Annotated in this window: 23 protein-coding genes; 19 read left to right on the top strand and 4 right to left on the bottom strand. The window is 66.6% G+C overall.

The features are described from left to right. Positions 1–1,794 (bottom strand): Rne/Rng family ribonuclease (locus VBO01S_RS14860; protein WP_157627370.1); only part of this gene is annotated, 1,794 nt, incomplete at its 3' end. 548 nt (positions 1,795–2,342) lie between these two features. Here VBO01S_RS14860 and VBO01S_RS14855 point away from each other — a divergent pair. From VBO01S_RS14855 to VBO01S_RS14840, 4 genes are read left to right on the top strand one after another with little or no spacing between them, the layout of a single operon-like run. Then, positions 2,343–3,443, top strand: a complete 1,101-nt coding sequence (locus VBO01S_RS14855; protein WP_062475576.1) for an RluA family pseudouridine synthase — start codon at positions 2,343–2,345, stop codon at positions 3,441–3,443. Continuing rightward, positions 3,436–4,110, top strand: a complete 675-nt coding sequence (locus VBO01S_RS14850) for an HAD family hydrolase (protein ID WP_062475573.1) — start codon at positions 3,436–3,438, stop codon at positions 4,108–4,110. Before VBO01S_RS14855 ends, VBO01S_RS14850 begins: the two co-directional genes overlap by 8 nt. A 10-nt stretch (positions 4,111–4,120) precedes the next feature. Further along, positions 4,121–4,489: a Rieske (2Fe-2S) protein gene (locus tag VBO01S_RS14845; protein WP_062475569.1), complete on the top strand. Its 369-nt coding sequence runs from the start codon at positions 4,121–4,123 to the stop codon at positions 4,487–4,489. Between the two features lies 1 nt (position 4,490). Beyond that, a complete protein-coding gene (locus VBO01S_RS14840) occupies positions 4,491–5,531 on the top strand; it encodes a S49 family peptidase (RefSeq protein ID WP_056572114.1) in 1,041 nt (346 codons plus the stop codon). A gap of 12 nt (positions 5,532–5,543) precedes the next feature. On the opposite strand, the gene VBO01S_RS14835 is transcribed toward VBO01S_RS14840, so the two are convergent. From VBO01S_RS14835 to VBO01S_RS14825, 3 genes are read right to left on the bottom strand one after another with little or no spacing between them, the layout of a single operon-like run. Next, positions 5,544–6,710: an MFS transporter gene (locus VBO01S_RS14835; protein WP_062475567.1), complete on the bottom strand. Its 1,167-nt coding sequence runs from the start codon at positions 6,708–6,710 to the stop codon at positions 5,544–5,546. A gap of 2 nt (positions 6,711–6,712) precedes the next feature. Further along, a complete protein-coding gene (locus VBO01S_RS14830) occupies positions 6,713–7,480 on the bottom strand; it encodes an SAM-dependent methyltransferase (protein WP_174543664.1) in 768 nt (255 codons plus the stop codon). Then, the gene (locus tag VBO01S_RS14825) at positions 7,477–8,058 is read right to left on the bottom strand and encodes a Maf family protein (protein WP_062475564.1); all 582 of its coding nucleotides are present in this window, start codon (positions 8,056–8,058) and stop codon (positions 7,477–7,479) included. Before VBO01S_RS14825 ends, VBO01S_RS14830 begins: the two co-directional genes overlap by 4 nt. An 86-nt stretch (positions 8,059–8,144) precedes the next feature. Between VBO01S_RS14825 and VBO01S_RS14820 the strand changes: the two genes are divergently transcribed. The 15 genes from VBO01S_RS14820 (at position 8,145) to lepB (ending at position 22,532) form a co-directional block, all read left to right on the top strand. Continuing rightward, on the top strand, positions 8,145–8,702 hold the full coding sequence (locus tag VBO01S_RS14820) for a YceD family protein (RefSeq protein WP_062475561.1): 558 nt from the start codon (positions 8,145–8,147) through the stop codon (positions 8,700–8,702). Between the two features lie 173 nt (positions 8,703–8,875). Beyond that, positions 8,876–9,058, top strand: a complete 183-nt coding sequence (gene rpmF / locus VBO01S_RS14815) for a 50S ribosomal protein L32 (protein WP_057592299.1) — start codon at positions 8,876–8,878, stop codon at positions 9,056–9,058. Between the two features lie 61 nt (positions 9,059–9,119). Continuing rightward, positions 9,120–10,217, top strand: a complete 1,098-nt coding sequence (gene plsX / locus VBO01S_RS14810) for a phosphate acyltransferase PlsX (RefSeq protein WP_082818146.1) — start codon at positions 9,120–9,122, stop codon at positions 10,215–10,217. Next, entirely contained in the window at positions 10,217–11,194 is a 978-nt protein-coding gene (locus VBO01S_RS14805) for a beta-ketoacyl-ACP synthase III (RefSeq protein ID WP_062475555.1), read from the top strand. Before plsX ends, VBO01S_RS14805 begins: the two co-directional genes overlap by 1 nt. Positions 11,195–11,245: 51 nt before the next feature. Then, positions 11,246–12,199, top strand: coding sequence for an ACP S-malonyltransferase (gene fabD, locus VBO01S_RS14800; RefSeq protein ID WP_062475552.1), 954 nt, complete (start codon positions 11,246–11,248; stop codon positions 12,197–12,199). Positions 12,200–12,231: 32 nt separating this feature from the next. Next, positions 12,232–12,975: a 3-oxoacyl-ACP reductase FabG gene (gene fabG / locus VBO01S_RS14795; RefSeq protein WP_062475549.1), complete on the top strand. Its 744-nt coding sequence runs from the start codon at positions 12,232–12,234 to the stop codon at positions 12,973–12,975. Positions 12,976–13,075: 100 nt separating this feature from the next. Next, complete coding sequence (gene acpP / locus VBO01S_RS14790) at positions 13,076–13,315, top strand: acyl carrier protein (RefSeq protein WP_007830471.1); 240 nt, start codon at positions 13,076–13,078, stop codon at positions 13,313–13,315. 96 nt (positions 13,316–13,411) lie between these two features. Further along, on the top strand, positions 13,412–14,656 hold the full coding sequence (gene fabF, locus VBO01S_RS14785) for a beta-ketoacyl-ACP synthase II (protein WP_062475546.1): 1,245 nt from the start codon (positions 13,412–13,414) through the stop codon (positions 14,654–14,656). A gap of 13 nt (positions 14,657–14,669) precedes the next feature. Beyond that, complete coding sequence (locus tag VBO01S_RS14780) at positions 14,670–15,152, top strand: hypothetical protein (protein ID WP_062475543.1); 483 nt, start codon at positions 14,670–14,672, stop codon at positions 15,150–15,152. Between the two features lie 9 nt (positions 15,153–15,161). Beyond that, positions 15,162–15,836 (top strand): RNA polymerase sigma factor RpoE, encoded by a 675-nt coding sequence (gene rpoE, locus VBO01S_RS14775; RefSeq protein WP_235926394.1) that lies wholly within the window; start codon positions 15,162–15,164, stop codon positions 15,834–15,836. Positions 15,837–15,853: 17 nt separating this feature from the next. Then, positions 15,854–16,528 (top strand): sigma-E factor negative regulatory protein, encoded by a 675-nt coding sequence (locus VBO01S_RS14770; protein ID WP_062475540.1) that lies wholly within the window; start codon positions 15,854–15,856, stop codon positions 16,526–16,528. A gap of 38 nt (positions 16,529–16,566) precedes the next feature. Further along, positions 16,567–17,634, top strand: coding sequence for a MucB/RseB C-terminal domain-containing protein (locus tag VBO01S_RS14765; protein ID WP_223301400.1), 1,068 nt, complete (start codon positions 16,567–16,569; stop codon positions 17,632–17,634). Positions 17,635–17,742: 108 nt separating this feature from the next. Next, the gene (locus tag VBO01S_RS14760) at positions 17,743–19,221 is read left to right on the top strand and encodes a DegQ family serine endoprotease (RefSeq protein WP_062475536.1); all 1,479 of its coding nucleotides are present in this window, start codon (positions 17,743–17,745) and stop codon (positions 19,219–19,221) included. A gap of 522 nt (positions 19,222–19,743) precedes the next feature. After that, positions 19,744–21,555: a translation elongation factor 4 gene (gene lepA, locus VBO01S_RS14755; protein ID WP_056572087.1), complete on the top strand. Its 1,812-nt coding sequence runs from the start codon at positions 19,744–19,746 to the stop codon at positions 21,553–21,555. A gap of 11 nt (positions 21,556–21,566) precedes the next feature. Beyond that, complete coding sequence (lepB, locus tag VBO01S_RS14750) at positions 21,567–22,532, top strand: signal peptidase I (RefSeq protein ID WP_062475534.1); 966 nt, start codon at positions 21,567–21,569, stop codon at positions 22,530–22,532. Positions 22,533–22,536 lie beyond the last annotated feature (4 nt).

Here is a 22,536-nt window from a genome sequence, read left to right as displayed (position 1 = left end):
TGCTTCGACCGGAATGGCGCTGGGGGCCGGTGCCGGTGCGGGCGCCGGCGAGGCGCCGCCGAAGAAGCTCTTGATCCAGGCCATGAAGCCGGTCTGTGCCGGGGCCGGAGCGACCACCGCGGGCGGGGCCACCGGTGCGGGCGCGGGCGCAGCGCGCACCGCTTCGGGCTTGGGCGGTACCACCGGCGCGGGTGCGTCGGGCAGCACGCCCTTGATGACTGGCGTCTGCTTGTTGGTGGGTTCTTGCGAACGGCGCGTGACCGAGGTCGGATCTTCGATCTCGTCGGCCATCTTGTAGCTGGCTTCGATGTGATCGAGGCGCGGATCGTCGTGCTTGAGGCGCTCGAGCTTGTAGTTCGGCGTTTCGAGCGTCTTGTTGGGCACCATCAGCACGGTGACGCGCTGCTTGAGCTCGATCTTGGCGATTTCAGGGCGCTTTTCGTTCAGCAGGAACGACGCGACTTCCACGGGCACCTGCACATGCACGGCGGCCGTGTTGTCCTTCATGGACTCTTCCTGAATGATGCGCAGGATCTGCAGCGCGCTCGATTCGGTGTCGCGGATGTGGCCCGAGCCGCCGCAACGGGGGCAGGGGATCGACGAACCTTCGCTCAGCGCCGGCTTCAGGCGCTGGCGGCTCATTTCCATCAGGCCGAACTTGCTGATCGAACCGAACTGCACGCGGGCGCGGTCTTGCCGGAGCGCGTCGCGCAGGCGGCTTTCGACTTCGCGGCGGTTCTTCGACTCGTCCATGTCGATGAAGTCGATGACGATCAGGCCGCCCAGGTCGCGCAGGCGCATCTGGCGGGCCACTTCGTCGGCGGCTTCGAGGTTGGTGCGGGTGGCGGTCTCTTCGATGTCGCCGCCCTTGATGGCGCGGGCCGAGTTCACGTCGACGGACACCAGTGCTTCGGTGTGGTCGATCACGATGGCGCCGCCCGAGGGCAGCTGCACGGTGCGGGCGTAGGCCGATTCGATCTGGTGCTCGATCTGGAAGCGGCTGAACAGCGCCGCGTCGTCGCGGTAGCGCTTCACGCGGGCGGCATGCTCGGGCATGACGTGCGCCATGAACTGCTGCGCCTGGTCGTAGATGTCGTCGGTGTCGATCAGGATGTCGCCGATGTCGTGATTGAAGTAATCACGGATCGCGCGGATGACGAGCGACGATTCCTGATAGATCAGGAAGGCACCCTTGCCGCCCTTGGCCGCGCCGTCGATGGCGGTCCACAGCTTGAGCAGGTAGTTCAGGTCCCACTGGAGTTCGGGCGCCGAGCGGCCGATGCCGGCGGTGCGCGCGATGATGCTCATGCCCTTCGGGTACTCGAGCTGGTCCATCGCCTCCTTGAGTTCGGCGCGGTCGTCGCCCTCGATGCGGCGCGACACGCCACCGCCACGGGGGTTGTTGGGCATCAGCACGACATAGCGGCCGGCCAGCGAGATGAAGGTGGTGAGGGCCGCGCCCTTGTTGCCGCGCTCTTCCTTTTCGACCTGGACGGTGAGTTCCTGGCCTTCACGGATCACGTCCTGGATGCGGGCCTGGCTGGCCGACACGCCTTCGGCGAAATACTGCTTGGAGATTTCCTTGAACGGCAGGAAGCCGTGGCGGTCTTCGCCGTAGTCGACGAAACAGGCTTCGAGCGAAGGCTCGACGCGGGTCACGACCGCTTTGTAGATGTTGCCCTTGCGCTGTTCGCGCCCTTCGATTTCGATTTCGTAGTCGAGCAGTTTCTGCCCGTCGACGATGGCCAGGCGGCGTTCTTCGGCCTGCGTGGCATTGATCAGCATCCGCTTCATGATGCGTTGTCCTTATATGTATCGTTCTACCGGCTCATGACGAGCCAACGATGCACGGACGACGCCCGCGAAACCAGGGAATTGCCGCTTGGCCCCGGATGCTGTGACTGCCGCGCCAGGCGCGAGCAGGCCTCTCGAGCGTCAGCTCAAGAAGACAGCCGGGGTGGGGGCGCGTGGATGGGCGCGAGCCAGATTCGGTGTTGGGTGGCTGCCTTTTTGACAGCCGGTTGCGCAAGGGTGGCGCGCACTGCGGGCGATTCAATGCCTGAGGCGACTGGTCGAAACCAGGTCGACCAGCGCAGACATATTTGAATCAGCAGCATCAACACAACAAGGGACTCGCTTCGATCCGCCTGCAGCTTGGAAGCTGCAGGCTGGGTATTCCGTATCGGTGTTTCGTGGGTGTCGGCTTGACTTGGGTGCCTGGCCTGCCACTTTGCGCGATTGCGCGGGGTTTGCGGGCTGGACGCCAAAGCGGCATCGACCTCACAGCATGGTCGTCAGTGCTCTAAACTTCTGTCTAATCAAGCACTTACACGACCGCGCTGGTGAAAAACATTATAGGTGCGAAGAAAAGCCCCGCGGGGGCTCCAAATCCCGCAGATCGACCCGCGGGCGCTGACACCGGCACGCCGCACGCCGCCATCCACTTCCTGACCGTCGACGCCGAATCGGCCGGGCAGCGGCTCGACAATTTCCTTTTTCGCCATCTGAAAGGCGTGCCGAAGACGCACGTCTACCGGATCATCCGGTCGGGCGAAGTGCGCATCAACAAGGGCCGGGCCCAGGCCGAGACCCGCATCGAAGACGGTGACCTGGTCCGGATTCCGCCGGTCCGCATCTCGCCACGCGCCGAAGAGGGCGCCACGCCGCCCGCGCCGGCGCGCGAGTTTCCGGTGCTGCTCGAAGACGAGGCCGTGCTGGCCATCGACAAGCCCGCCGGTGTGGCGGTGCACGGCGGCAGCGGCGTGAGCTTCGGCGTGATCGAGCAGTTGCGCACGGCGCGCCCGGGCGCCAAGTTCCTGGAACTGGTGCACCGGCTCGACCGCGAAACCTCCGGCATCCTGCTGGTCGCCAAGAAGCGCAGCGCACTGGTGGCATTGCAGGACCAGTTTCGCGAGCGCGAAACCGGCAAGACCTACCTGGCGCTGGTCGAAGGCGACTGGCCCGCCAACAAGAAGGTGCTGGACGCGCCGCTCGCCAAGTACCTGCTGCCCGACGGTTCGGGCGCCGGTGCCGGCGAGCGCCGCGTGCGCGTGGTCGCCAAGGACCACCCCGACGCCATGCGCGCCGTCACGCTGGTGCGCGTGCTGGCCCGCCTCAGCCTGCCGGGCGACGCCACGCCGCTGTCATTGCTGGCGGTGACCATCAAGACCGGGCGCACCCACCAGATCCGCGTGCACCTGGCCTCGGCCGGGCATCCGATTGCCGGCGACGACAAATATGGCGAGTCCGATCGGCAGCGTGCCTTGCACAAACTCGGCCTCAAGCGCATGTTCCTGCATGCGTGGCGGCTGCAATTCAACCACCCGGCCAGCGGCGAGCGCATTGCGCTGCAGGCCGGGCTGCCGCCTGAGCTGCATGCGCTGATGTCGCGCGCGGCGCTCGAGGCGATGGCGCAACACCCCACCCCCACGGCCCATGACTGATTCTTCCGCCCGCCCTCCGCGCTTCGACCTGATCGCCTTCGACTGGGACGGCACGCTTTACGACTCCACCCGCCTGATCGTGCGCTGCATCCAGGCGGCCGTGGTCGATGTCGGCGGCGCCAAGCCCAGCGAGGACGATGCCGCCTGGGTGATCGGTCTGGGCCTGGCCGAGGCGCTCGCGCGCGCGGCGCCCGACGTGCCCAAGGAAAAATACCCCGAGCTCGGCGCCCGCTACCGCTACCACTTCCTGCAGCACCAGGACGACCTCGTGCTGTTCGACGGCGTGCTGCCCATGCTCGACGCGCTGCGCGCGCGTGGCCACAAGCTGGCCGTGGCCACGGGCAAGTCGCGCCGCGGCCTCAACGAAGCATTGAAGACGGTGGCGCTGCGCGACCGCTTCGACGCCTCGCGCACCGCCGACGAAACCTTCGGCAAGCCGCATCCGCGCATGCTGCTCGAACTGATGGAAGAGCTCGACGTGCCGGCCGAGCGCACGCTGATGATCGGCGACACCACGCACGACCTGCAGCTGGCGCAGAACGCCGGCTGCGCCAGCGTGGGCGTGGGCTTCGGCGCGCATGCGTCGTCCACCTTTGACGAGTTCAAGCCGCTGTACGTGGCGCAGTCGATCGCCGAGCTGCAGGCCTGGCTGCTCGACAACGCCTGAGGGACGCTGCATGAGCGACCAGCGCATCCCGTTGTGCAATGCCTCGGACCTGGTCGAGGGCGGCAACGCCGTGCCCTTCGACGTGGTCCACGGCGGCGAAACCTGCCGCGCCTTCGCGGTGCGCTTCGAGGGCCTGCCGCATGCGTATCTCAACCGCTGCAGTCATGTGGCGATGGAGATGGACTTCCAGCCCGACCGCTTCTTCGACGACAGCGGCCAGTGGCTGCTGTGCGCCACCCACGGCGCCGTCTACAAGCCCGACACCGGCGAATGCGCGGGCGGGCCGTGCCGCGGCGGGCTCGTGAAGATCGCGCTGAGCGAAGAAGACGGCGTGGTGCACTGGCATACTGACTGGAACCTCCAACCTCTTTCCTTCTGACATGACCGATCCGAACCGCAGGGAACCCCAAGGTTTCGAACCGCTGGAGCCGGCCGTCCCCCTCACGACATCCCAAGACAGCCCCCGTACCATGGCCCAAGACCCCACGCAGCGCCCCGGGTGGGAGCGCGCCACGCTCGAGAAACTCGCGTTCGCCTCCCTGAATGAGCAGAAGGCCACGCGCCGCTGGAAGACCTTCGTGCGCCTGGGCTGGCTGGCTTTCTTTGTATTCCTGGCCTGGTTCGCGTTCTCGCGCAGCACGCCCAGCACCGCCAAGACCACGGCCCACACGGCCGTCGTCGAGATCAAGGGCGAGATCGCCAACGGCGGCGACGCCAGCGCCGAGTTCGTGATCGCCGCCATGAAGACGGCCTTCGAGGACGAGGGCGCCAAGGGCGTGGTGCTGCTGATCAACTCGCCCGGCGGCAGCCCGGTGCAGGCCGGCATCATCAACGACGAGATCAAGCGCCTGAAGGCCAAGCACAAGAAGCCGGTCTACGCGGTGGTCGAAGAAACCTGCGCCTCGGCGGCGTACTACATCGCCGCGGCCGCCGACAAGATCTTCGTCGACAAGGCCAGCATCGTCGGCAGCATCGGCGTGCTGATGGATGGCTTCGGCTTCACCGGCGTGATGGAAAAGGTCGGCGTCGAGCGCCGCCTGCTGACGGCCGGTGAAAACAAGGGCTTCCTCGATCCGTTCAGCCCGATGAACGACGCGCAGCGCGCGCATGCCCAGTCGATGCTCAACCAGATCCACACGCAGTTCATCAACGTGGTGAAGACCGGCCGCGGCGACCGCCTCAAGCTCGACACCCCGGGCCTGTTCAGCGGCCTGTTCTGGAGCGGCGAACAGGCCGTCGAGTTCGGCCTGGCCGACCAGCTGGGCAACGTCGACTTCGTGGCACGCGAGGTGATCAAGGCCGAGGAAGTCATCGACTACACGCGCCGCGACAACGTGGCCGAGAAGCTGGCCAAGAAGTTCGGCGCCGCCATGGGCGCGGCCTCGGTGAGTGCGCTGAAGACCTCGCCGGCGCTGCGCTGAGCGCGGCTCTTGTCAGGCGGCGCTGCTGTCGCCGCTGCCGGTGAACCGGGCCGAGGCCGCCAGCGCGGCGGCAAAGGCCACCACCACATAGAGCGCGGCGGTCAGGGAGCTGACCCGCGCCAGCAGGCCGATCACCGCGGGCCCTGCCATGAACCCCAGGTAAGCGATGGCCGACACGGCGGCAATGCCGTTGGCGGGCGCCACGCCCGGCACGCGGGCCGAGGCCCCGAACAGGATCGGCACCACGTTCGCAAAGCCGACCCCGACACCCGCGAAGCCCAGCAGCGCGAGCCAGGGCAGGTCGGTCAGCAATACCAGCGTCATGGCCGCCGCCGCGAGCAGGCCGCTGCCGCGCAGCAGCGCCGTGGGTGAGAAGCGGGCGCGCATCGCGTCGCCACCGAAACGCGCAGCCGCCATCGCGGCGGAAAAGCTCGCATAGGCCAGCGCGGCCTGCTGCTGCGGGCTGCCCAGCTCCTGCTGCATGTAGAGCACGCTCCAGTCGTAGATGGCGCCCTCGGCGATCAGTCCCAGCGCGGCCAGCACGCCGAGCACCGCGAGCACGCCGCGCGGCAGGCGGAAGCTATGGTCCGTTGCGGCTGCGCCGTCGGCGGGTGCAGCCGGCGTGGGCAGCATGCGCGTTGCCGCAATCGCGACCACGCCGATCATCACCACGGCCACCGTCCACAAATGAGTCTGAGGCGCCATGCCGGCGGCCAGCGCCGCGCTGCCGCTCGCGGCACCGACCATGCCGCCGAGGCTGAACATGCCGTGCATGCCGCTCATCAACGGCTGATTGCCGCGCAACTCGAGCTGTGCGGCCTCGGTGTTGATCGCCACGTCGAACACGCTGGTGACCAGGCCGAACACCGCCAGCAGGCCCAGCAGCGCGGCATAGCCGGGCATCGCGATCAGGCCGGCAATCAACAGTGCGTAGATGCAGCCGCACAGCGCGGCCATGCGGCGCGGGCCGTGGCGGCCGATCCAGCGCCCGGCGCTGGTCAGACCGACCATCGCGCCGGCACCGGCCGCAAGCATGGCGAGCCCGAGCTGCGCCTCGTCGATGGCGTAGTGCGCCTTGACCGTCGGCACGTGCACACCCCAGGTCGCGAAGATGAAGCCCGACGCGAAGAACTGGGCGCGCGACGCCCAGCGCGTACCGGCCGTGACGCCCGGCCCCACCGTCAGCGCCCGATCGCGAACACGGCGGGCAGGCGGTCGTCGGTCGTGGCCTGCGGCTTGGTGGCGCGCCAGCCTTTCACCGTCTCGCTGCGCACCTGCGCGGTCGCCAGCGTCAGGCCGCGCGCGACGGCGAGGCGGGTGTTGTGCTGCAGCGTCTGCACCAGCGCCTGCAGCAGGGCAGCGTTGCGGTACGGCGTCTCGATGAAGAGCTGCGTCTGGCCGGTCTTGAGTGCGAGCGTCTCGAGTTCGCGGATGCGCGCCTGGCGCTCGCCGCCGTCCTGCGGCAGGTAGCCGACGAAGGCGAAGTTCTGTCCGTTCAAGCCGCTTGCTGCGAGGGCCAGCAGCAAAGACACCGGTCCGGTGAGCGGCACGACGGTGAGGCCCAGGTCGTGCGCGGCGCGCGCCACCGACGAGCCGGGGTCGGCCACGGCGGGCATGCCGGCTTCGCTCAGCAGGCCGACGTCGTGGCCTTCGAGTGCGGCGGCGAGCAGCGGGCGGGCGTCGAACTGGCCGGCGTGGTCGCCTTTCTTGTGCACTTCGCGCGGCAGTTCCTGGATGTTCTGCGCCTGCAGCGGCGCGGCCAGCGGGGCGACGGCGTCGATGCGCTTCAGGTAGGCGCGGGCCGACTTGGCGTTCTCGCAGATCCAGTGCGTGATGCCGGCGGCGGCCTGCAGCGTGCCCAGCGGCAGGGCGTCCTGCAGCGGGGCCTGGAGGTCGCAGCCGAAATCGAGCGGCGCGGGGACGAGGTAGAGCTTGCCTGGGGTGGTCACAGCAGGTCGACCCCCGCGGCGCGCAGCATCCGGCAGGTGCGGATCAGGGGCAGGCCGACCAGCGCGGTGGGGTCGTCGCTGTCGATGGCGTCGAGCAGGGCGATGCCGAAGCCCTCGCTCTTGGCGCTGCCGGCGCAGTCGTAGGGCTGCTCTGCTAATAGGTAGCGCTCGATGGCGGCGTCCGAGAGGTCGCGGAACACCACGCGCACGGGGGCGATGTCGCGCTGGACGAAGTCCGTCGCATGGCAGACAACGGCCACGGCGGTCTGAAAGATCAGCGTCTGGCCGCGCATGCGGCGCAATTGGGCGGTGGCCCGTGCGTGGTCGCCGGGCTTGCCGAGCGCTTCGCCCGCCAGGTCGGCAACCTGGTCGGAGCCGATCACCACCGCGTCGGGAAAGCGCGCGGCCACAACGTTGGCTTTTTCCAGCGCCAGGCGCTCGGCGAGCGCGCGGGGCGTTTCGCCTTCGAGCGGGGTTTCGTCGACTTCGGGGGCGTGCACCTCGAAGGGCAGATGGAGGCGGGTGAGCAGTTCGCGCCGGTAGCGCGAGGTCGAGGCGAGGATCACGGTGCGTTGCATGCAGCGATTGTGCGTGAGCGACCGGACCCGACCGGCTTGGCGGGTTGCTCGCCTGGGAGGCCGGCCGGCGCGCTAGACTGGGGCGGATGAAGAGAGAATTTGCCCCCGAAAGGCTCAATGTGCCCGCGTTCACCGCGGCGGCTGCCACGCTGGATGGTGCCGATCCGGTCCCGGGTTTCGCACGCCTGGTCGCCGAACTGGCGACGCCGGCCACCGACGCCGTGGTCCGCTGGGAAGCGACCGGCGAAGAGCGCCCCGGCGCCGACGGCAAGGCGACGCCCTGGTTGCACCTGGACGTCGAAACCACCGTGCCCCTGGTCTGCCAGCGCTGCCTGTCGCCGGTCGATACCGAACTGTTCGTGGACCGCTGGTTCCGTTTCGTGGCCGACGAGGCCACGGCCGAGGCGGAAGACGAGGAGTCCGATGAAGACCTGCTGGTCGTCAGCCGCGATTTCGACCTGCGCGGGCTGATCGAGGACGAGCTGCTGATGGAAATCCCCGTCATGCCGGTCCACGACGTGTGCCCGACGCCGGTGCGCCTGTCGTCCAGCGACGAAGATTTCCAGGCGGCCGAAGAGGCCAAGCCGAACCCCTTTGCCGTGCTCGGCGCGTTGCGTCCGCGCAAGCCCGAAGAGGGAAAGTAGCCCTTTCTCCGTGGCTGGGCTATAATCATGGGCTTCGCGCGCGCCGCCGTGAGCAGCAATGCATACAAGGCAAAGGCAGAACGTGGCATTCCATGCATGCCGCCGGAGCTTTCGCCTCATTGCCACCGCTTGAGCCCGCATCCAGTCACCCACCTAACCGTCCAGGAGCCATCATGGCCGTCCAGCAAAACAAGAAGTCGCCTTCCAAGCGCGGCATGCACCGTTCCCACAACGCCCTGGGCGTGCCCGGCATCGCTGTCGAGCCCACCACCGGCGAAACGCACCTGCGCCACCACATCAGCCCGAACGGTTTCTACCGCGGCCGTCAGGTGCTCAAGAACAAGTCCGAAGCCTGATCTCGAATCCCAAGGCCAAGGCCCGAAGCTACTTTTGCTGTAGCGTCGGGCCTTTGTTTTGATGGCTGCGCCTTTTTCTCCCGAACTCACTGCTGCGCCCGCCGCAATCACGCTCGCCGTGGATTGCATGGGGGGTGACCATGGGCCGCGTGTCACGCTCGCGGCCTGCCGCGCGTTTCTCGAGCGGCACAGCGAAGCCTCGTTGCTGCTCGTCGGTGCGCCGGCCGCATTGGCGGGGTTTGCCGATCATCCGCGCGCCCGCATCGTGCCGGCCAGCGAAGTCGTCGGAATGGACGATCCCATCGAAATCGCCTTGCGCAAGAAGAAGGACTCTTCGATGCGCGTCGCGATCCAGCAGGTCAAGGATGGCGCGGCGCAAGCGGCCATATCTGCTGGCAACACGGGCGCATTGATGGCGATCGCACGCTATCTGCTCAAGACACTCGATGGCATCGACCGTCCTGCCATTGCGCCCCAGCTGCCCAATGTGAAGGGCGGAGCGACCACCGTGCTCGATCTCGGTGCGAACGTCGATTGCGACGCTGAAGACCTGCTTCAGTTCGCGGTGCTGGGCTCGGCGCTCGTTTCGGCATTGACCGGCAACGAATCGCCCTCGGTCGGTTTGCTCAATATTGGTGAGGAAGCCATCAAGGGCAGCGAAACCATCAAGAAGGCCAGCCAACTGCTGCGTGCAGCTGCCAACTCCAAGGATCTGAACTTCTACGGCAACGTCGAAGGGAACGACATTTTCAAGGGCACGACCGACATCGTCGTGTGCGACGGATTTGTCGGCAATGTGGCGCTGAAGGCCAGCGAAGGCGTTGCGTCGATGATCGGCGAGTTCATTCGCGTCGAGTTCTCGCGAAACATTCTCACGAAACTGGCGGCTATTGTTGCTTATCCGGTTCTAAAAGCGTTCAAAGGTCGTCTGGATCACCGTCGCTACAACGGCGCGGCCTTGCTGGGCCTGCGCGGGCTGGTGTTCAAGAGCCATGGCTCGGCCGACGAAGTGGCTTTCGGCCATGCGTTGGATCGCGCTTATGATGCCGCTCGCAACAACCTGCTCGATCGCGTGCGGGCCCGCATCGCCCACGCCGCGCCTTTGCTAGCGCGACAGGAGTCGGCGGTGCCGGCCGACGCGACAGCCCTTCACGCTTGATGACCCCTTTTTCGCGCATTACCGGCACCGGCAGCTACCTGCCCCCCCGCCGCGTCACCAATGACGACCTTGCCAAGGATCTGGCGACACGCGGCATCGAAACCTCCGATCAGTGGATCGTCGAGCGCACCGGCATTCACGCGCGCCACTTCGCGGCGCCCGATGTCAGCAGCAGCGATCTCGGCCTCGAAGCCGCGAAACACGCGCTGGAAGCCGCCGGCCGCAGGGCGAGCGATGTCGACCTGATCATCGTCGCGACCTCGACGCCGGACATGGTGTTCCCGTCGTCGGCCGCGATCCTCCAGCACAAGCTTGGCATCGCCGGCTGCCCGGCCTTCGACGTCCAGGCGGTCTGCAGTGGTTTTGTCTACGCGCTGACGGTGGCTGACGCGATGATCCGCACGGGCACCGCGCGCTGCGCGCTGGTGATCGGCGCCGAAGTGTTCTCCCGCATCCTCGACTTCAACGACCGCACCACCTGCGTGCTGTTCGGCGACGGCGCGGGCGCGGTGGTGCTCGAGGCCTCCGACGAGCCCGGCATCCTGGCCAGCGACCTGCATGCGGACGGCAAGCACGTCGGCATCCTGTGCGTGCCGGGCCATGTGTCGGGCGGCAACGTGCTCGGCACGCCGCTGCTGCACATGGACGGCCAGGCCGTCTTCAAGCTGGCGGTGCGCGTGCTCGAAGACGCCGCGCGCGCCACGCTCGCCAAGGCGGGCAAGACCGAGGCCGACATCGACTGGCTGATCCCGCACCAGGCCAACATCCGCATCATGGAAGGCACGGCCAAGAAGCTGAAGCTGCCGCGCGAGAAGCTGGTCGTCACAGTGCACGAGCACGGCAACACCTCGGCCGCCTCGATCCCGCTGGCGCTCGACGAAGCCGTGCGCTCGGGCAAGGTGAAGAAGGGTGAGACCCTCATGCTGGAAGGCGTGGGCGGTGGCTTCACCTGGGGCGCGGTGCTATTGAATCTGTAGTGCGTCGCGGCGCCCCGAAGCGGGCGTCGGCGCGGTGACGAAGAAACAACAATGAAATCCTTTGCTTTTGTCTTTCCGGGTCAGGGCTCGCAGGCGGTCGGCATGCTCGACGCCTGGGGCGATCACCCGGCCGTGGTCGAGACCTTGCGCGAAGCCTCTGAGGCGCTGAGCGAAGACATCGGCGCGCTGATCAAGAACGGTCCCAAGGAAGAGCTGGCGCTCACCACCAACACGCAGCCCGTGATGCTGGTGGCTGGCGTGGCCGCCTGGCGTGCCTGGCTGGCCGAAGGCGGCGCCACGCCGTGCGTGGTCGCCGGCCATTCGTTGGGCGAGTATTCGGCGCTGGTGGCTTCGGGCGTGCTCACGCTCGCGCAGGCCGCGCCGCTGGTGCGTTTCCGTGCGCAGGCCATGCAGCAGGCGGTGCCGGTCGGCGTTGGCGCGATGGCGGCGATCCTCGGCATGGCGTCCGACAAGGTGGTCGCCGGCTGCGCCGAAGCCACCGCCACGTTCGGCCCCGGCAGCGCCGAAGTGGTCGAGGCCGTGAACTTCAACGATCCGATGCAGACCGTGATCGCCGGCAGCAAGGCCGCGGTCGACAAGGCCTGCGAGCTGCTGAAGGCCAACGGCGCCAAGCGCGCATTGCCGCTGCCGGTGTCGGCGCCGTTCCATTCGAGCCTGATGAAGCCCGCGGCCGAAGCCCTGCGCGAGAAGCTCGCGAGCGTGGCGCTGGCCGCGCCGCAGATTCCGGTGTTCAACAACATCGACGTGGCCGTCGAGACCGATGCCGATCGCATCCGCGACGCCCTGGTGCGCCAGGCCGCCGGTCCGGTGCGCTGGGTCGAGAGCGTTCAGGCCTTGAAACTGCGCGGTGCAACCGCCATCATCGAGTGCGGTCCCGGCAAGGTGCTGGCCGGCATGGTGAAGCGCATCGCCCCCGAACTGGAAGCCGCGTCGGTGTACGACCCAGCCACCCTCGCGGACGTCCGACAATCGCTCGCCGGCTGAACGCCGCCAGGCCCCGATACTTTTTCTCTTTTATGAGCACTCCCAAATTCGAAGGCCAGGTCGCCCTGGTCACCGGCGCAACGCGCGGCATTGGTGCCGCCATTGCGCTCGAACTCGCGCAGCGCGGCCTCAAGGTCGTGGGCACCGGCACCACCGACGACGGTGCTGCCAAGATCACCCAGGCGCTGAGCGCGTTCGACGGCCGCGGCCGTGCGCTCGACGTGAACGACGGCGCTGCCGTCGAAGCCCTGATCGACGAGATCGTGCAGGCCTACGGCGCGATCCACGTGCTGGTCAACAACGCCGGCATCACGCGCGACACGCTCGCCATGCGCATGAAGGATGACGACTGGGATGCGGTGCTCGACACCAACCTCAAGGCCGTCTTCCGCCTTTCGCGCGCGGTGATCCGCCCGATGATGAAGCAGCGCTATGGCCGCATCATCAGCATCACGAGCGTGGTGGGCGCGTCCGGCAATGCCGGCCAGGCCAACTACGCGGCCGCCAAGGCCGGCGTGTCGGGCATGACCCGTGCGCTGGCCCGCGAACTCGGCAGCCGCAACATCACGGTCAACTGTGTCGCGCCGGGCTTCATCGAAACCGACATGACGGCCAGCCTGCCGGAAGCCCAGCAACAGGCGCTGCTCTCGCAGATCCCGCTGGGCCACCTGGGCAAGCCGGCCGACATCGCGCATGCGGTGGCCTACCTCGCATCGCCGCAGGCCTCGTACGTGACGGGGCAGGAGCTGCACGTCAACGGCGGCATGCACATGTAGCCGAAAGGCGCAATCTTTTTCCGTACCGAAGCGCGGGGCAAATGCCACGGGCCGCCCGGCTAAAATCCACCAGTTACCTACAACCCTTAGAGGGAATCAAATGAGCGATATCGAAGCACGTGTCAAGAAAATCATCGCCGAGCAGCTCGGCGTGGAAGAGTCCCAAGTGACGAACGAAAAGGCTTTCGTGGCCGACCTCGGCGCTGACTCGCTCGACACGGTCGAACTCGTGATGGCACTCGAAGACGAGTTCGGCATCGAGATCCCGGACGAAGACGCCGAGAAGATCACGACGGTGCAGAACGCCGTCGACTACGCCACCAAGAATCAAAAGGCCTGATCGGCCAGCTGACACTGCAACGACGGCCGGCGGCTCTTTTTTCAACCGCCCGCGCCGCTCGGCAGCTGTCCAGCGCTTCCAGAAAGGTTTGCCGGCATGACCAAACGCCGCGTCGTCGTGACCGGACTCGGTTGCATCGCTCCTGTCGGAAACACCGCAACCGAATCCTGGACCAACCTGTTGGCCGGGAAGTCGGGCATTGCGAACATCACCGCGTTCGATGCAAGCGCCTTCGCCTGCAAGTTCGCCGGTGAGGTCAAGGGTTTCGACATCACCCAATACATCTCGGAGAAGGAAGCGCGTCACATGGACCGCTTCATTCATCTGGGACTCGCCGCCGCCATCCAGGCGGTGCAGGACAGCGGACTGCCGACCGGCGAAGCGCTGTCCTATGAAAAGGCCGTGCGCATCGGCTGCAACATCGGCTCGGGCATCGGCGGTCTGCCGATGATCGAACAGACGCACGGCGAGTACGCGAGCCGCGGCCCGCGCCGCATTTCGCCGTTCTTCGTGCCGGCGTCGATCATCAACATGATCTCGGGCCACGTCTCGATCAAGTACGGCTTCAAGGGCCCGAACATCGCAGTGGTTACCGCCTGCACCACCGGCCTGCATGCCATCGGCACGTCGGCACGCATGATCGAGTACGGCGATGCCGACGTCATGATCGCGGGCGGCGCCGAATCGACCATCTCTCCGCTCGGCATCGGCGGCTTCACCGCGCCTCGCGCATTGAGCACCCGCAACGACGATCCCGCCACGGCCTCGCGCCCGTGGGACAAGGACCGCGACGGCTTCGTGCTGGGCGAGGGCGCCGGCGTGCTGGTGCTCGAGGAGTACGAACACGCCAAGGCGCGCGGCGCCAAGATCTACGCGGAAGTCTCCGGCTTCGGCATGACGGGCGACGCGTACCACATGACCGCACCCGACGTCGACGGCCCGCGCCGTTCGATGGCGATGGCACTGGCCAATGCGGGTGTCAACGCCGACGAGGTCCAGTACCTGAACGCGCACGGCACCTCGACGCTGATCGGTGACCTCAACGAGACCAACGCGGTCAAGCTGGCTTTCGGCGATCACGCGAAGAAGCTCGTCGTCAATTCGACCAAGTCCATGACCGGCCACCTGCTGGGCGGCGCGGGCGGCATCGAATCGGTGTTCACGGTGCTCGCGCTGCATCACCAGAAGAGCCCGCCGACGATCAACATCTTCAACCAGGATCCGGAGTGCGATCTCGACTACTGCGCCAACGAGGCGCGCGATCTGAAGATCGATGTCGCGGTCAAGAACAACTTCGGCTTCGGCGGCACCAACGGCACGCTGGTGTTCAAGCGCGCTTGAGCGTCGCTCTCCCATGCACAGCGCACCGTCGGTGACCTATCCGGTGGGGCGCACCCGCGGCGCGACCCGGATTCTTCTGGCCCTTTGGACTCTGGGCGTCTGCTGCGCCGGCGCAGCCTGCTATCTGTTCGATAGCAATGGCTGGCGTCAGCTGCTGCTGCTCCTCAGCGTCGTCTTCTCTGGTGTCGCGGCAGGCTTCGGCCTGCGGCGGGACGGTGCGGCCACGCTGCATTTCGATGGCTTGCACTGGTCGCTGACCGGTGCCGATCCGTCGCGCGGCGTGCTCGCTGCGCGCGCCGTCGTGGCGCTCGATTTCCAGTCGCTGCTGCTGGTCCGTCTGGCCGAACCCGGCCGCGCGGCCCGCTGGGTCTGGCTCGAGCAGCGGGCCATGCCCGAGCGCTGGCGCGACGTGCGCCGTGCGGTCTACGCGCGGCCCCCGGTCGCCGAGGTGGCCGGCGACCCCTGGCGCGCGACCGCTCCGGCCGACGCGCCCTGATCCGTTTCGATGACCACTTCCTTGCCTCCCGTGCCTCCGGAGTCCGCGCTGCCCGATGAGGCGGCGCAGGCGCCGCGCCCGGGTGAGGTCGATTTCCAGCTGGTGCAGCGCACCGTCGCGGGCGACCAGAAGGCGTTCGAGCTGCTGGTCATCAAGTACCAGCGCCGCATCGAACGGCTGATCGGGCGCATGGTGCGCGATGTCGACCTGATCGAGGACATCGCCCAGGAGACCTTCATCCGCGCCTACCGCGCACTGCACCAGTTCCGCGGCGAGGCGCAGTTCTACACCTGGCTGTACCGGATCGCCGTGAACACCGCCAAGAAGGCGTTGGTGGACATGAAGCGCGATCCGACCGTCTCCGAAAGCGCACTGCGTTCGTCCTCGGACGACGAAGATGAAACTTACCGTCCTGGAAACGAACCAACCAGCGATGAAACCCCCGAATCGGTCATGGCGGCGAATGAAATCGCCAGTGCCGTCGAGGCTGCCATGGAAGCGCTCCCCACCGAGTTGCGCCAGGCGGTCACGCTGCGCGAGATCGAGGGGATGAGTTACGAAGAGATTGCCGAGGTCATGGATTGCCCGATCGGCACGGTGCGCTCGCGTATTTTCCGGGCGCGCGAGGCCATTTCGGCCAGGGTCAAGCCGCTGCTGGACAACCAGTCCGGCAAGCGTTGGTAGATCAGCAGGTGAATGACATGAATCAGACGATGACGGTTCGGGAACAGGTGTCCGCGCTGGCGGACGGCCATTTGCAGGGCGAGGCGTTCGCGCGTGCGATCGAATCCGTCTGCGCCGAGGAAGACTCGCGCGACGCCTGGCACGCGTACCACGTGGTGGGCGACGTGCTGCGCTCGTCGGCGCATTCGCGCTGCAGCGACACCTCGGCCTTCCTGGCGCGTTTCCAGCAGCGGCTGGCGCAAGAGCCGGTCGTGATCGCTCCGCCCGCGGCCGTGGCGCCGCTGGCCGCCGTGCCGGCCGCGATGTCCGTGCGGCAACGCGCCGAGGCGGCCAACGAGCCGGTTTTCCGCTGGAAGCTGGTGGCCGGCGCCGCGTCGCTGATGGCCGTGGCGGCCATCAGTTGGACGCTGGTCGGCAATGGTGCCGCGGTGCCGAACGGCGGTGCCCAGTTGGCCGCAGTGCAGCCGCCCGTGGCGAACTCGGTACTGGCGGCCGCAGCCGGTGGCAGCGAGCTGCCGGGCAACGGTGCCCTGACGCCGACTCGCGTGCTGGTCGGCAGCGGCAATCCGCAGGTCATGCTGCGCGATCCGCGCCTTGACCAGTTGCTCGAAGCCCACCAGCAGGCCGGTGGTGCGTCGCAAATGCCGTCCGGTTTCCTGCGGAACGCCACCTTCGAGGGCCCCACGCGCTGATTGCGCGACCGTCGCCGCCTGCAATGACCGTTGTTCACATGCCGATTTCCGCACGCACCTTGGTGCTCGCGTTTGCTGTTCTTTGCCTGGGGCAGATGGCCACCGCGCAGACCCGCTACGGTGCGGCGAACACGAAGAGCGTGCCCTCGGCGCAGACCGACGAACCGCCGGCCATGGGCGTGACCGAGTGGCTGCAGCGCATGCATGCGGGCGCACGGCAGCGCAGCTACGTGGGCACCTTCGTGGTGTCGGCGCCAGGTGGCGATCTGTCGAGCGCGCGCATCTGGCATGTGCGCGACGGCGATCACCAGCTGGAGCGCATCGAAGCGCTGTCGGGCCCGCCGCGCTCGACCTTCCGGCGCAACCGCAACGTGATGACCTTCCTGCCTGAGGCGAAGGTCGTGAAGGTCGAGAAGCGCGAGAACCTCGACCTTTTCCCCAACCTGCCCGACAAGCCCGATTCGTCGGTGGGCGACTACTACGACGTGCGCGCCATCGGCAAGGACCGCGTCGCGGGCTTCGATGCCGACGTGGTGCAGCTGGTGCCGCGCGACGGCCTGCGCTTCGGCTACCGCATCTGGAGCGAACGCCGCTCCGGCCTCGTGGTGAAGCTCCAGACCGTCGACAGCGACACCCGCGTGGTCGAGCAGTCGGCGTTCTCCGAGCTGCAGCTCGATGCGCCCGTGAAGGCGCAGGCACTGGCGCAGATGATGGCCAACACGAGCGGCTACCGCATCGAGAAGCTCGAACTCGAGCGCAGCACGGCGCAGGACGAAGGCTGGATGCTGCGCACACCCGTGGCCGGATTCAAGCCCCGAAGCTTCTTCCGACGCCCCGCGCTGCCCGCCGGCGACGGCAAGCCGCCCAAGCCCGAGGCGACCACCGTCCAGTGGACCTTCTCCGATGGCCTGGCGACGGTCTCGCTCTTCATCGAACGCTACGATCCCGCGCGCACGCCAGGCGATGGCGTGCTGACCATCGGCGCCACCAACGCGATCCGCCGACGACTGCCCGCACCGGCCAGCGACTGGTGGCTGACCGCGGTCGGCGAGGTGCCGCAGCAGACGCTCAATGCCTTTGCCCAGAGCCTCGCGCGCACGCGCTGACGGGCGATGCGCTGACGCCGTGCAGGCGTTCGGGCTGAACCAAGCCGGCGCCGGGTACTCATAGCCTCTGTCGTTATTTGCAGCTCTGTTCTTTTGGAAAGACAACCGATGATGTTCAAAGTCGAGGGACACAAGCTTCGTTCCGGCCTGCTGGCCTTTGCGCTGGCACTGACGGCCGGCGCCACTTTCCTGCCGGTCGAGTCGGTGCATGCGCAGACGCGCACGCTGCCCGACTTCACCGACCTGGTCGACCAGGTCGGGCCGTCCGTGGTCAACATCCGCACCGTCGAGAAGGTCGCGCAGCGCGGCGGCGGCAACGGCGAGATGGACGAGGAGATGCAGGAGTTCTTCCGCCGCTTCTTCGGCCAGCCGCTGCCGGGCACGCCGCGCCAGGGGCCGCGCCCGAACCGTCCGCAGCAGGAAGAAGAGCGTCCGCGCGGCGTGGGCTCGGGCTTCATCCTGACGGGCGACGGCTACGTCATGACCAACGCGCACGTGGTGGAAGACGCCTCCGAGGTGCTGGTCACGCTGCCCGACAAGCGCGAGTTCAAGGCCAAGATCATCGGTGCCGACAAGCGCACCGACGTGGCCGTGGTGAAGATCGAAGCCACAGGCCTGCCCGCGGTGAAGGTGGGCGACATCTCCAAGCTGCGTGTGGGCGAGTGGGTGATGGCGATCGGTTCGCCCTTCGGCCTGGAGAACACCGTCACGGCCGGCATCGTGAGCGCCAAGCAGCGCGACACGGGTGAGTACCTGCCGTTCATCCAGACCGACGTGGCCATCAACCCCGGCAACTCGGGCGGCCCGCTGATCAACATGCGCGGCGAAGTGGTGGGCATCAACAGCCAGATCTATTCGCGTTCGGGCGGCTTCATGGGCATCTCGTTCTCGATCCCGATCGACGAGGCGATCCGCGTCAGCGAGCAGCTGCGCACCTCGGGGCGCGTCTCGCGCGGGCGCATCGGCGTGCAGATCGACCAGGTCACCAAGGACGTGGCTGAAGCCATCGGCCTGGGCAAGGCGCAGGGCGCGCTGGTGCGCGGCGTCGAAGCCGGTTCGCCGGGCGAGAAGGCCGGCGTGGAGCCGGGCGACGTCATCACCAAGTTCGACGGCAAGGCGATCGAGAAGCCGAGCGACCTGCCGCGCCTCGTGGGCAATACCAAGCCGGGCACCAAGAGCACGCTGACCGTGTTCCGCCGCGGCAGCTCGCGCGACCTCAGCGTGACCATCGCCGAGATCGAGCCGGACAAGCCCGCCAAACGCGCAACCGACCGCGACGAGCCGGCTGCGAAGCCGTCTGCTTCCGCGGCCCTCAAGTCGCTCGGCCTCGCGGTCAGCGACCTCAGCGATGCGCAGAAGAAAGAGCTCAAGCTGAAGGGCGGTGTGAAGGTCGATGCCGCCAACGACGCCGCGGCGCGGGCCGGCCTGCGCGAGGGTGACGTCATCCTGGCGGTGGGCAATCTCGAGGTGGCGAATGCCCGCGAATTCGAGGCGGCGGTCGCCAAGGCGGACAAGGCCAAGTCGCTCAGCGTGCTCTACCGCCGGGGCGACTGGGCACAGTACGCCCTGATCCGACCCGCACGCTGATACGGCGGCGGCGTCAAGTGGCCCCACCCGGCAGTCGGGTTTGGGGCCATTTTTTCGAGGTGTTTACGACGCTTCGGCGCCGGCCTCTAAAAAAATCCGGGGCCTTGAAAACGCCAGGATTTGTTTGCAATCACTAACTTATAAAAGGGCTAAGGACGAATTTCGGTAGAATAGACAGCTCCTGGCGGCCAGTCAGCGCATAAAGAGGGCGATGGCCTTCACGATGCGAGATGTCACACAGCCGTCCACCGGTGCTCCACAGATCGCCCACAAGTTGTTCAGCTACTGCTCCACCGATCCTGTTGATAAGTTGTGAGTATCTTTGATGTTGTGGACCTGCAACGAGCCCTTTGGACCCTGTTCCCGGATGTACGTGCTTCCCTTTTTGCCTACAATGAAGTTCCAACTACTGCAGTTGCCATTGCTTGTTGGTTCAGGGCGCGTCTCCAGAAGACGCGCCCTTTTTTCTTGGCCCCGCCCCTCGGCGCCCGAGCCAATTCAAGTACTTAAGCGTTCCCGTTGATGAATCACATCAGAAATTTTTCGATCATTGCGCACATCGATCATGGCAAGTCGACGCTCGCAGACCGTTTGATCCAACGTTGCGGCGGCCTCGCGGAACGCGAGATGGAAGCGCAGGTGCTCGACTCGATGGACATCGAAAAAGAGCGTGGGATAACCATCAAGGCGCAGACCGCCGCGCTGCACTACAAGGCACGCGATGGACAGGTCTACAACCTCAATCTGATCGACACGCCGGGCCACGTCGACTTCTCGTACGAAGTGAGCCGATCGCTGTCGGCATGCGAAGGCGCATTGCTCGTTGTCGACGCATCGCAAGGCGTTGAAGCGCAGACGGTGGCCAACTGCTACACCGCGCTCGACCTCGGTGTCGAAGTGGTGCCGGTGCTCAACAAGATCGATCTGCCGAATGCAGACCTCGACAACGCGCGCACTGAGATCGAAGACGTGATCGGCATCGATGCGACCGACGCGATTCCGTGCTCCGCAAAAACCGGTGTCGGCATCGACGACATCCTCGAGACCATCGTCGCGCGCATGCCCGCACCGCGCGGCAATCCCGACGGCCCGCTGCGCGCGATGATCATCGACAGCTGGTTCGACCCGTACGTCGGCGTCGTGATGCTGGTGCGCGTGGTCGACGGCCGCCTCGTGAAGGGCGAGCGCATCAAGATGATGGCCTCGGGCGCCATGTACAACGCCGACAGCATCGGCGTCTTCACGCCCGCCAACGAAGCGCGCGCGTCGCTCGAAGCCGGCGAGGTGGGCTACATCATCGCGGGCATCAAGGAGCTGCAGGCGGCCAAAGTCGGCGACACGGTCACGCTGATCCGTCCCGGCACCGGCGGCGCCGCCGCCACGGCCACCGAGGCGCTGCCCGGCTTCAAGGAAATCCAGCCGCAGGTGTTCGCGGGCCTGTACCCGACCGAAGCCAGCGAGTACGACTCGCTGCGCGACGCGCTCGAGAAGCTCAAGCTCAATGATTCGTCGCTGCGCTACGAACCCGAAGTGAGCCAGGCGCTGGGCTTCGGCTTCCGCTGCGGCTTCCTGGGCCTGCTGCACATGGAGATCGTGCAGGAGCGTCTGGAGCGCGAGTTCGACCAGGACCTGATCACGACCGCGCCTAGCGTGGTCTACCAGGTGGTGCGCAACGACGGCGAAGTCATCATGGTGGAGAACCCGTCCAAGATGCCCGACGTCGGCAAGATGGCGGAGATCCGCGAGCCCATCGTCACCGTGCACCTGTACATGCCGCAGGAATACGTCGGCTCCGTCATGACGCTGGCCAACCAGAAGCGCGGCGTGCAGCTGAACATGGCCTACCACGGCCGCCAGGTCATGCTGACCTACGAGATGCCGCTGGGCGAAATCGTGCTCGACTTCTTCGACAAGCTGAAGTCGGTGAGCCGCGGCTACGCCTCCATGGACTACGAGTTCAAGGAGTACCGTGCGTCCGACGTGGTGAAGGTCGACATCCTGCTCAACGGCGACAAGGTCGATGCGCTGTCGATCATCGTGCACCGCAGCCAGTCGCAGTACCGCGGCCGTGCCGTGGTCTCGAAGATGCGCGAGATCATTTCGCGCCAGATGTACGACGTGGCGATCCAGGCGGCCATCGGGGTCACGATCATTGCGCGTGAGACAATCAAGGCACTTCGCAAGAACGTGCTCGCCAAGTGCTACGGCGGCGACATCTCCCGCAAGAAGAAGCTGCTCGAGAAGCAGAAGGCGGGCAAGAAAAGAATGAAGCAGATCGGTTCCGTCGAAGTCCCGCAAGAGGCCTTCCTCGCGATTCTGCAAGTCGAAGACTGATCACCACGAACATGGCATACCTCACCACCCTGGTTCTCGCGGCGTTCGCCAGCTACGTCGGCGCCTGGTATTTCGGCGCGCTCGAAGGCAACTTCGCGCTGCTGCTGTTCGTGGCCACGGTGGTCACCGGGGTCTACTGGCTGGCCGAGCGCTTCTACTTCCTGCCGCAGCGCGAACGCGCCGCCGCCACGCTCGAGAGCTCCATCGCCGAACGCAACACGCGGCTGGCGGGGCAGGGCATCACCCAGGTCGACACCACCGACGCCAAGGCCAGCGAGCGCCTGCTGATGCAGCCCTGGTGGCTCGACTGGACCGCGGGCCTGTTCCCGGTGATCCTGGTGGTGTTCCTGCTGCGCTCGTTCCTGTACGAGCCCTTCAAGATTCCCTCGGGCTCGATGATGCCCACGCTGCTGACCGGCGACCTGATCCTGGTCAACAAGTTCACCTACGGCCTGCGCCTGCCGGTCGTCAACACCAAGCTCACCGACGGCACGCCGCTGGCGCGCGGCGACGTGGTGGTGTTCCGCTACCCGCCCAAGCCCAGCATGGACTACATCAAGCGCGTGGTCGGCATCCCGGGCGACGAGGTGGCCTACCTGAACAAGAAGCTCACGATCAACGGCCAGCCGGTGGGCAAGGCCCCGATCGCCGACTACCTCGATGGCGAGTCGATGCGCATCCTGAAGCAGTTCGATGAAGACCTCGGCGGCAAGCAGCACAAGATCCTCAACGACGAGAACGCCCCCGCCTTCGTGCCGGGTGCCAGCGACTTCCCATTCCGCGAGAACTGCCGCTACTCGGTCGAGGGCGTGGTGTGCAAGGTGCCCGAAGGCAACTACTTCATGATGGGCGACAACCGCGATAATTCGGCCGATTCCCGTTTCTGGGGATTTGTACCGGACAAGAACATCGTGGGCAGGGCCTTCTTCGTCTGGATGAACTTCGGCGATCTCGGTCGCATCGGTCCGTTTCAATAATTAA

The organism is Variovorax boronicumulans NBRC 103145 (assembly GCF_001591345.1).
Classification (GTDB): domain Bacteria; phylum Pseudomonadota; class Gammaproteobacteria; order Burkholderiales; family Burkholderiaceae_C; genus Variovorax; species Variovorax boronicumulans.
The sequence above is the reverse complement of the archived record's forward strand: the minus strand, read 5'-3'. Positions and strand labels throughout refer to the sequence as shown.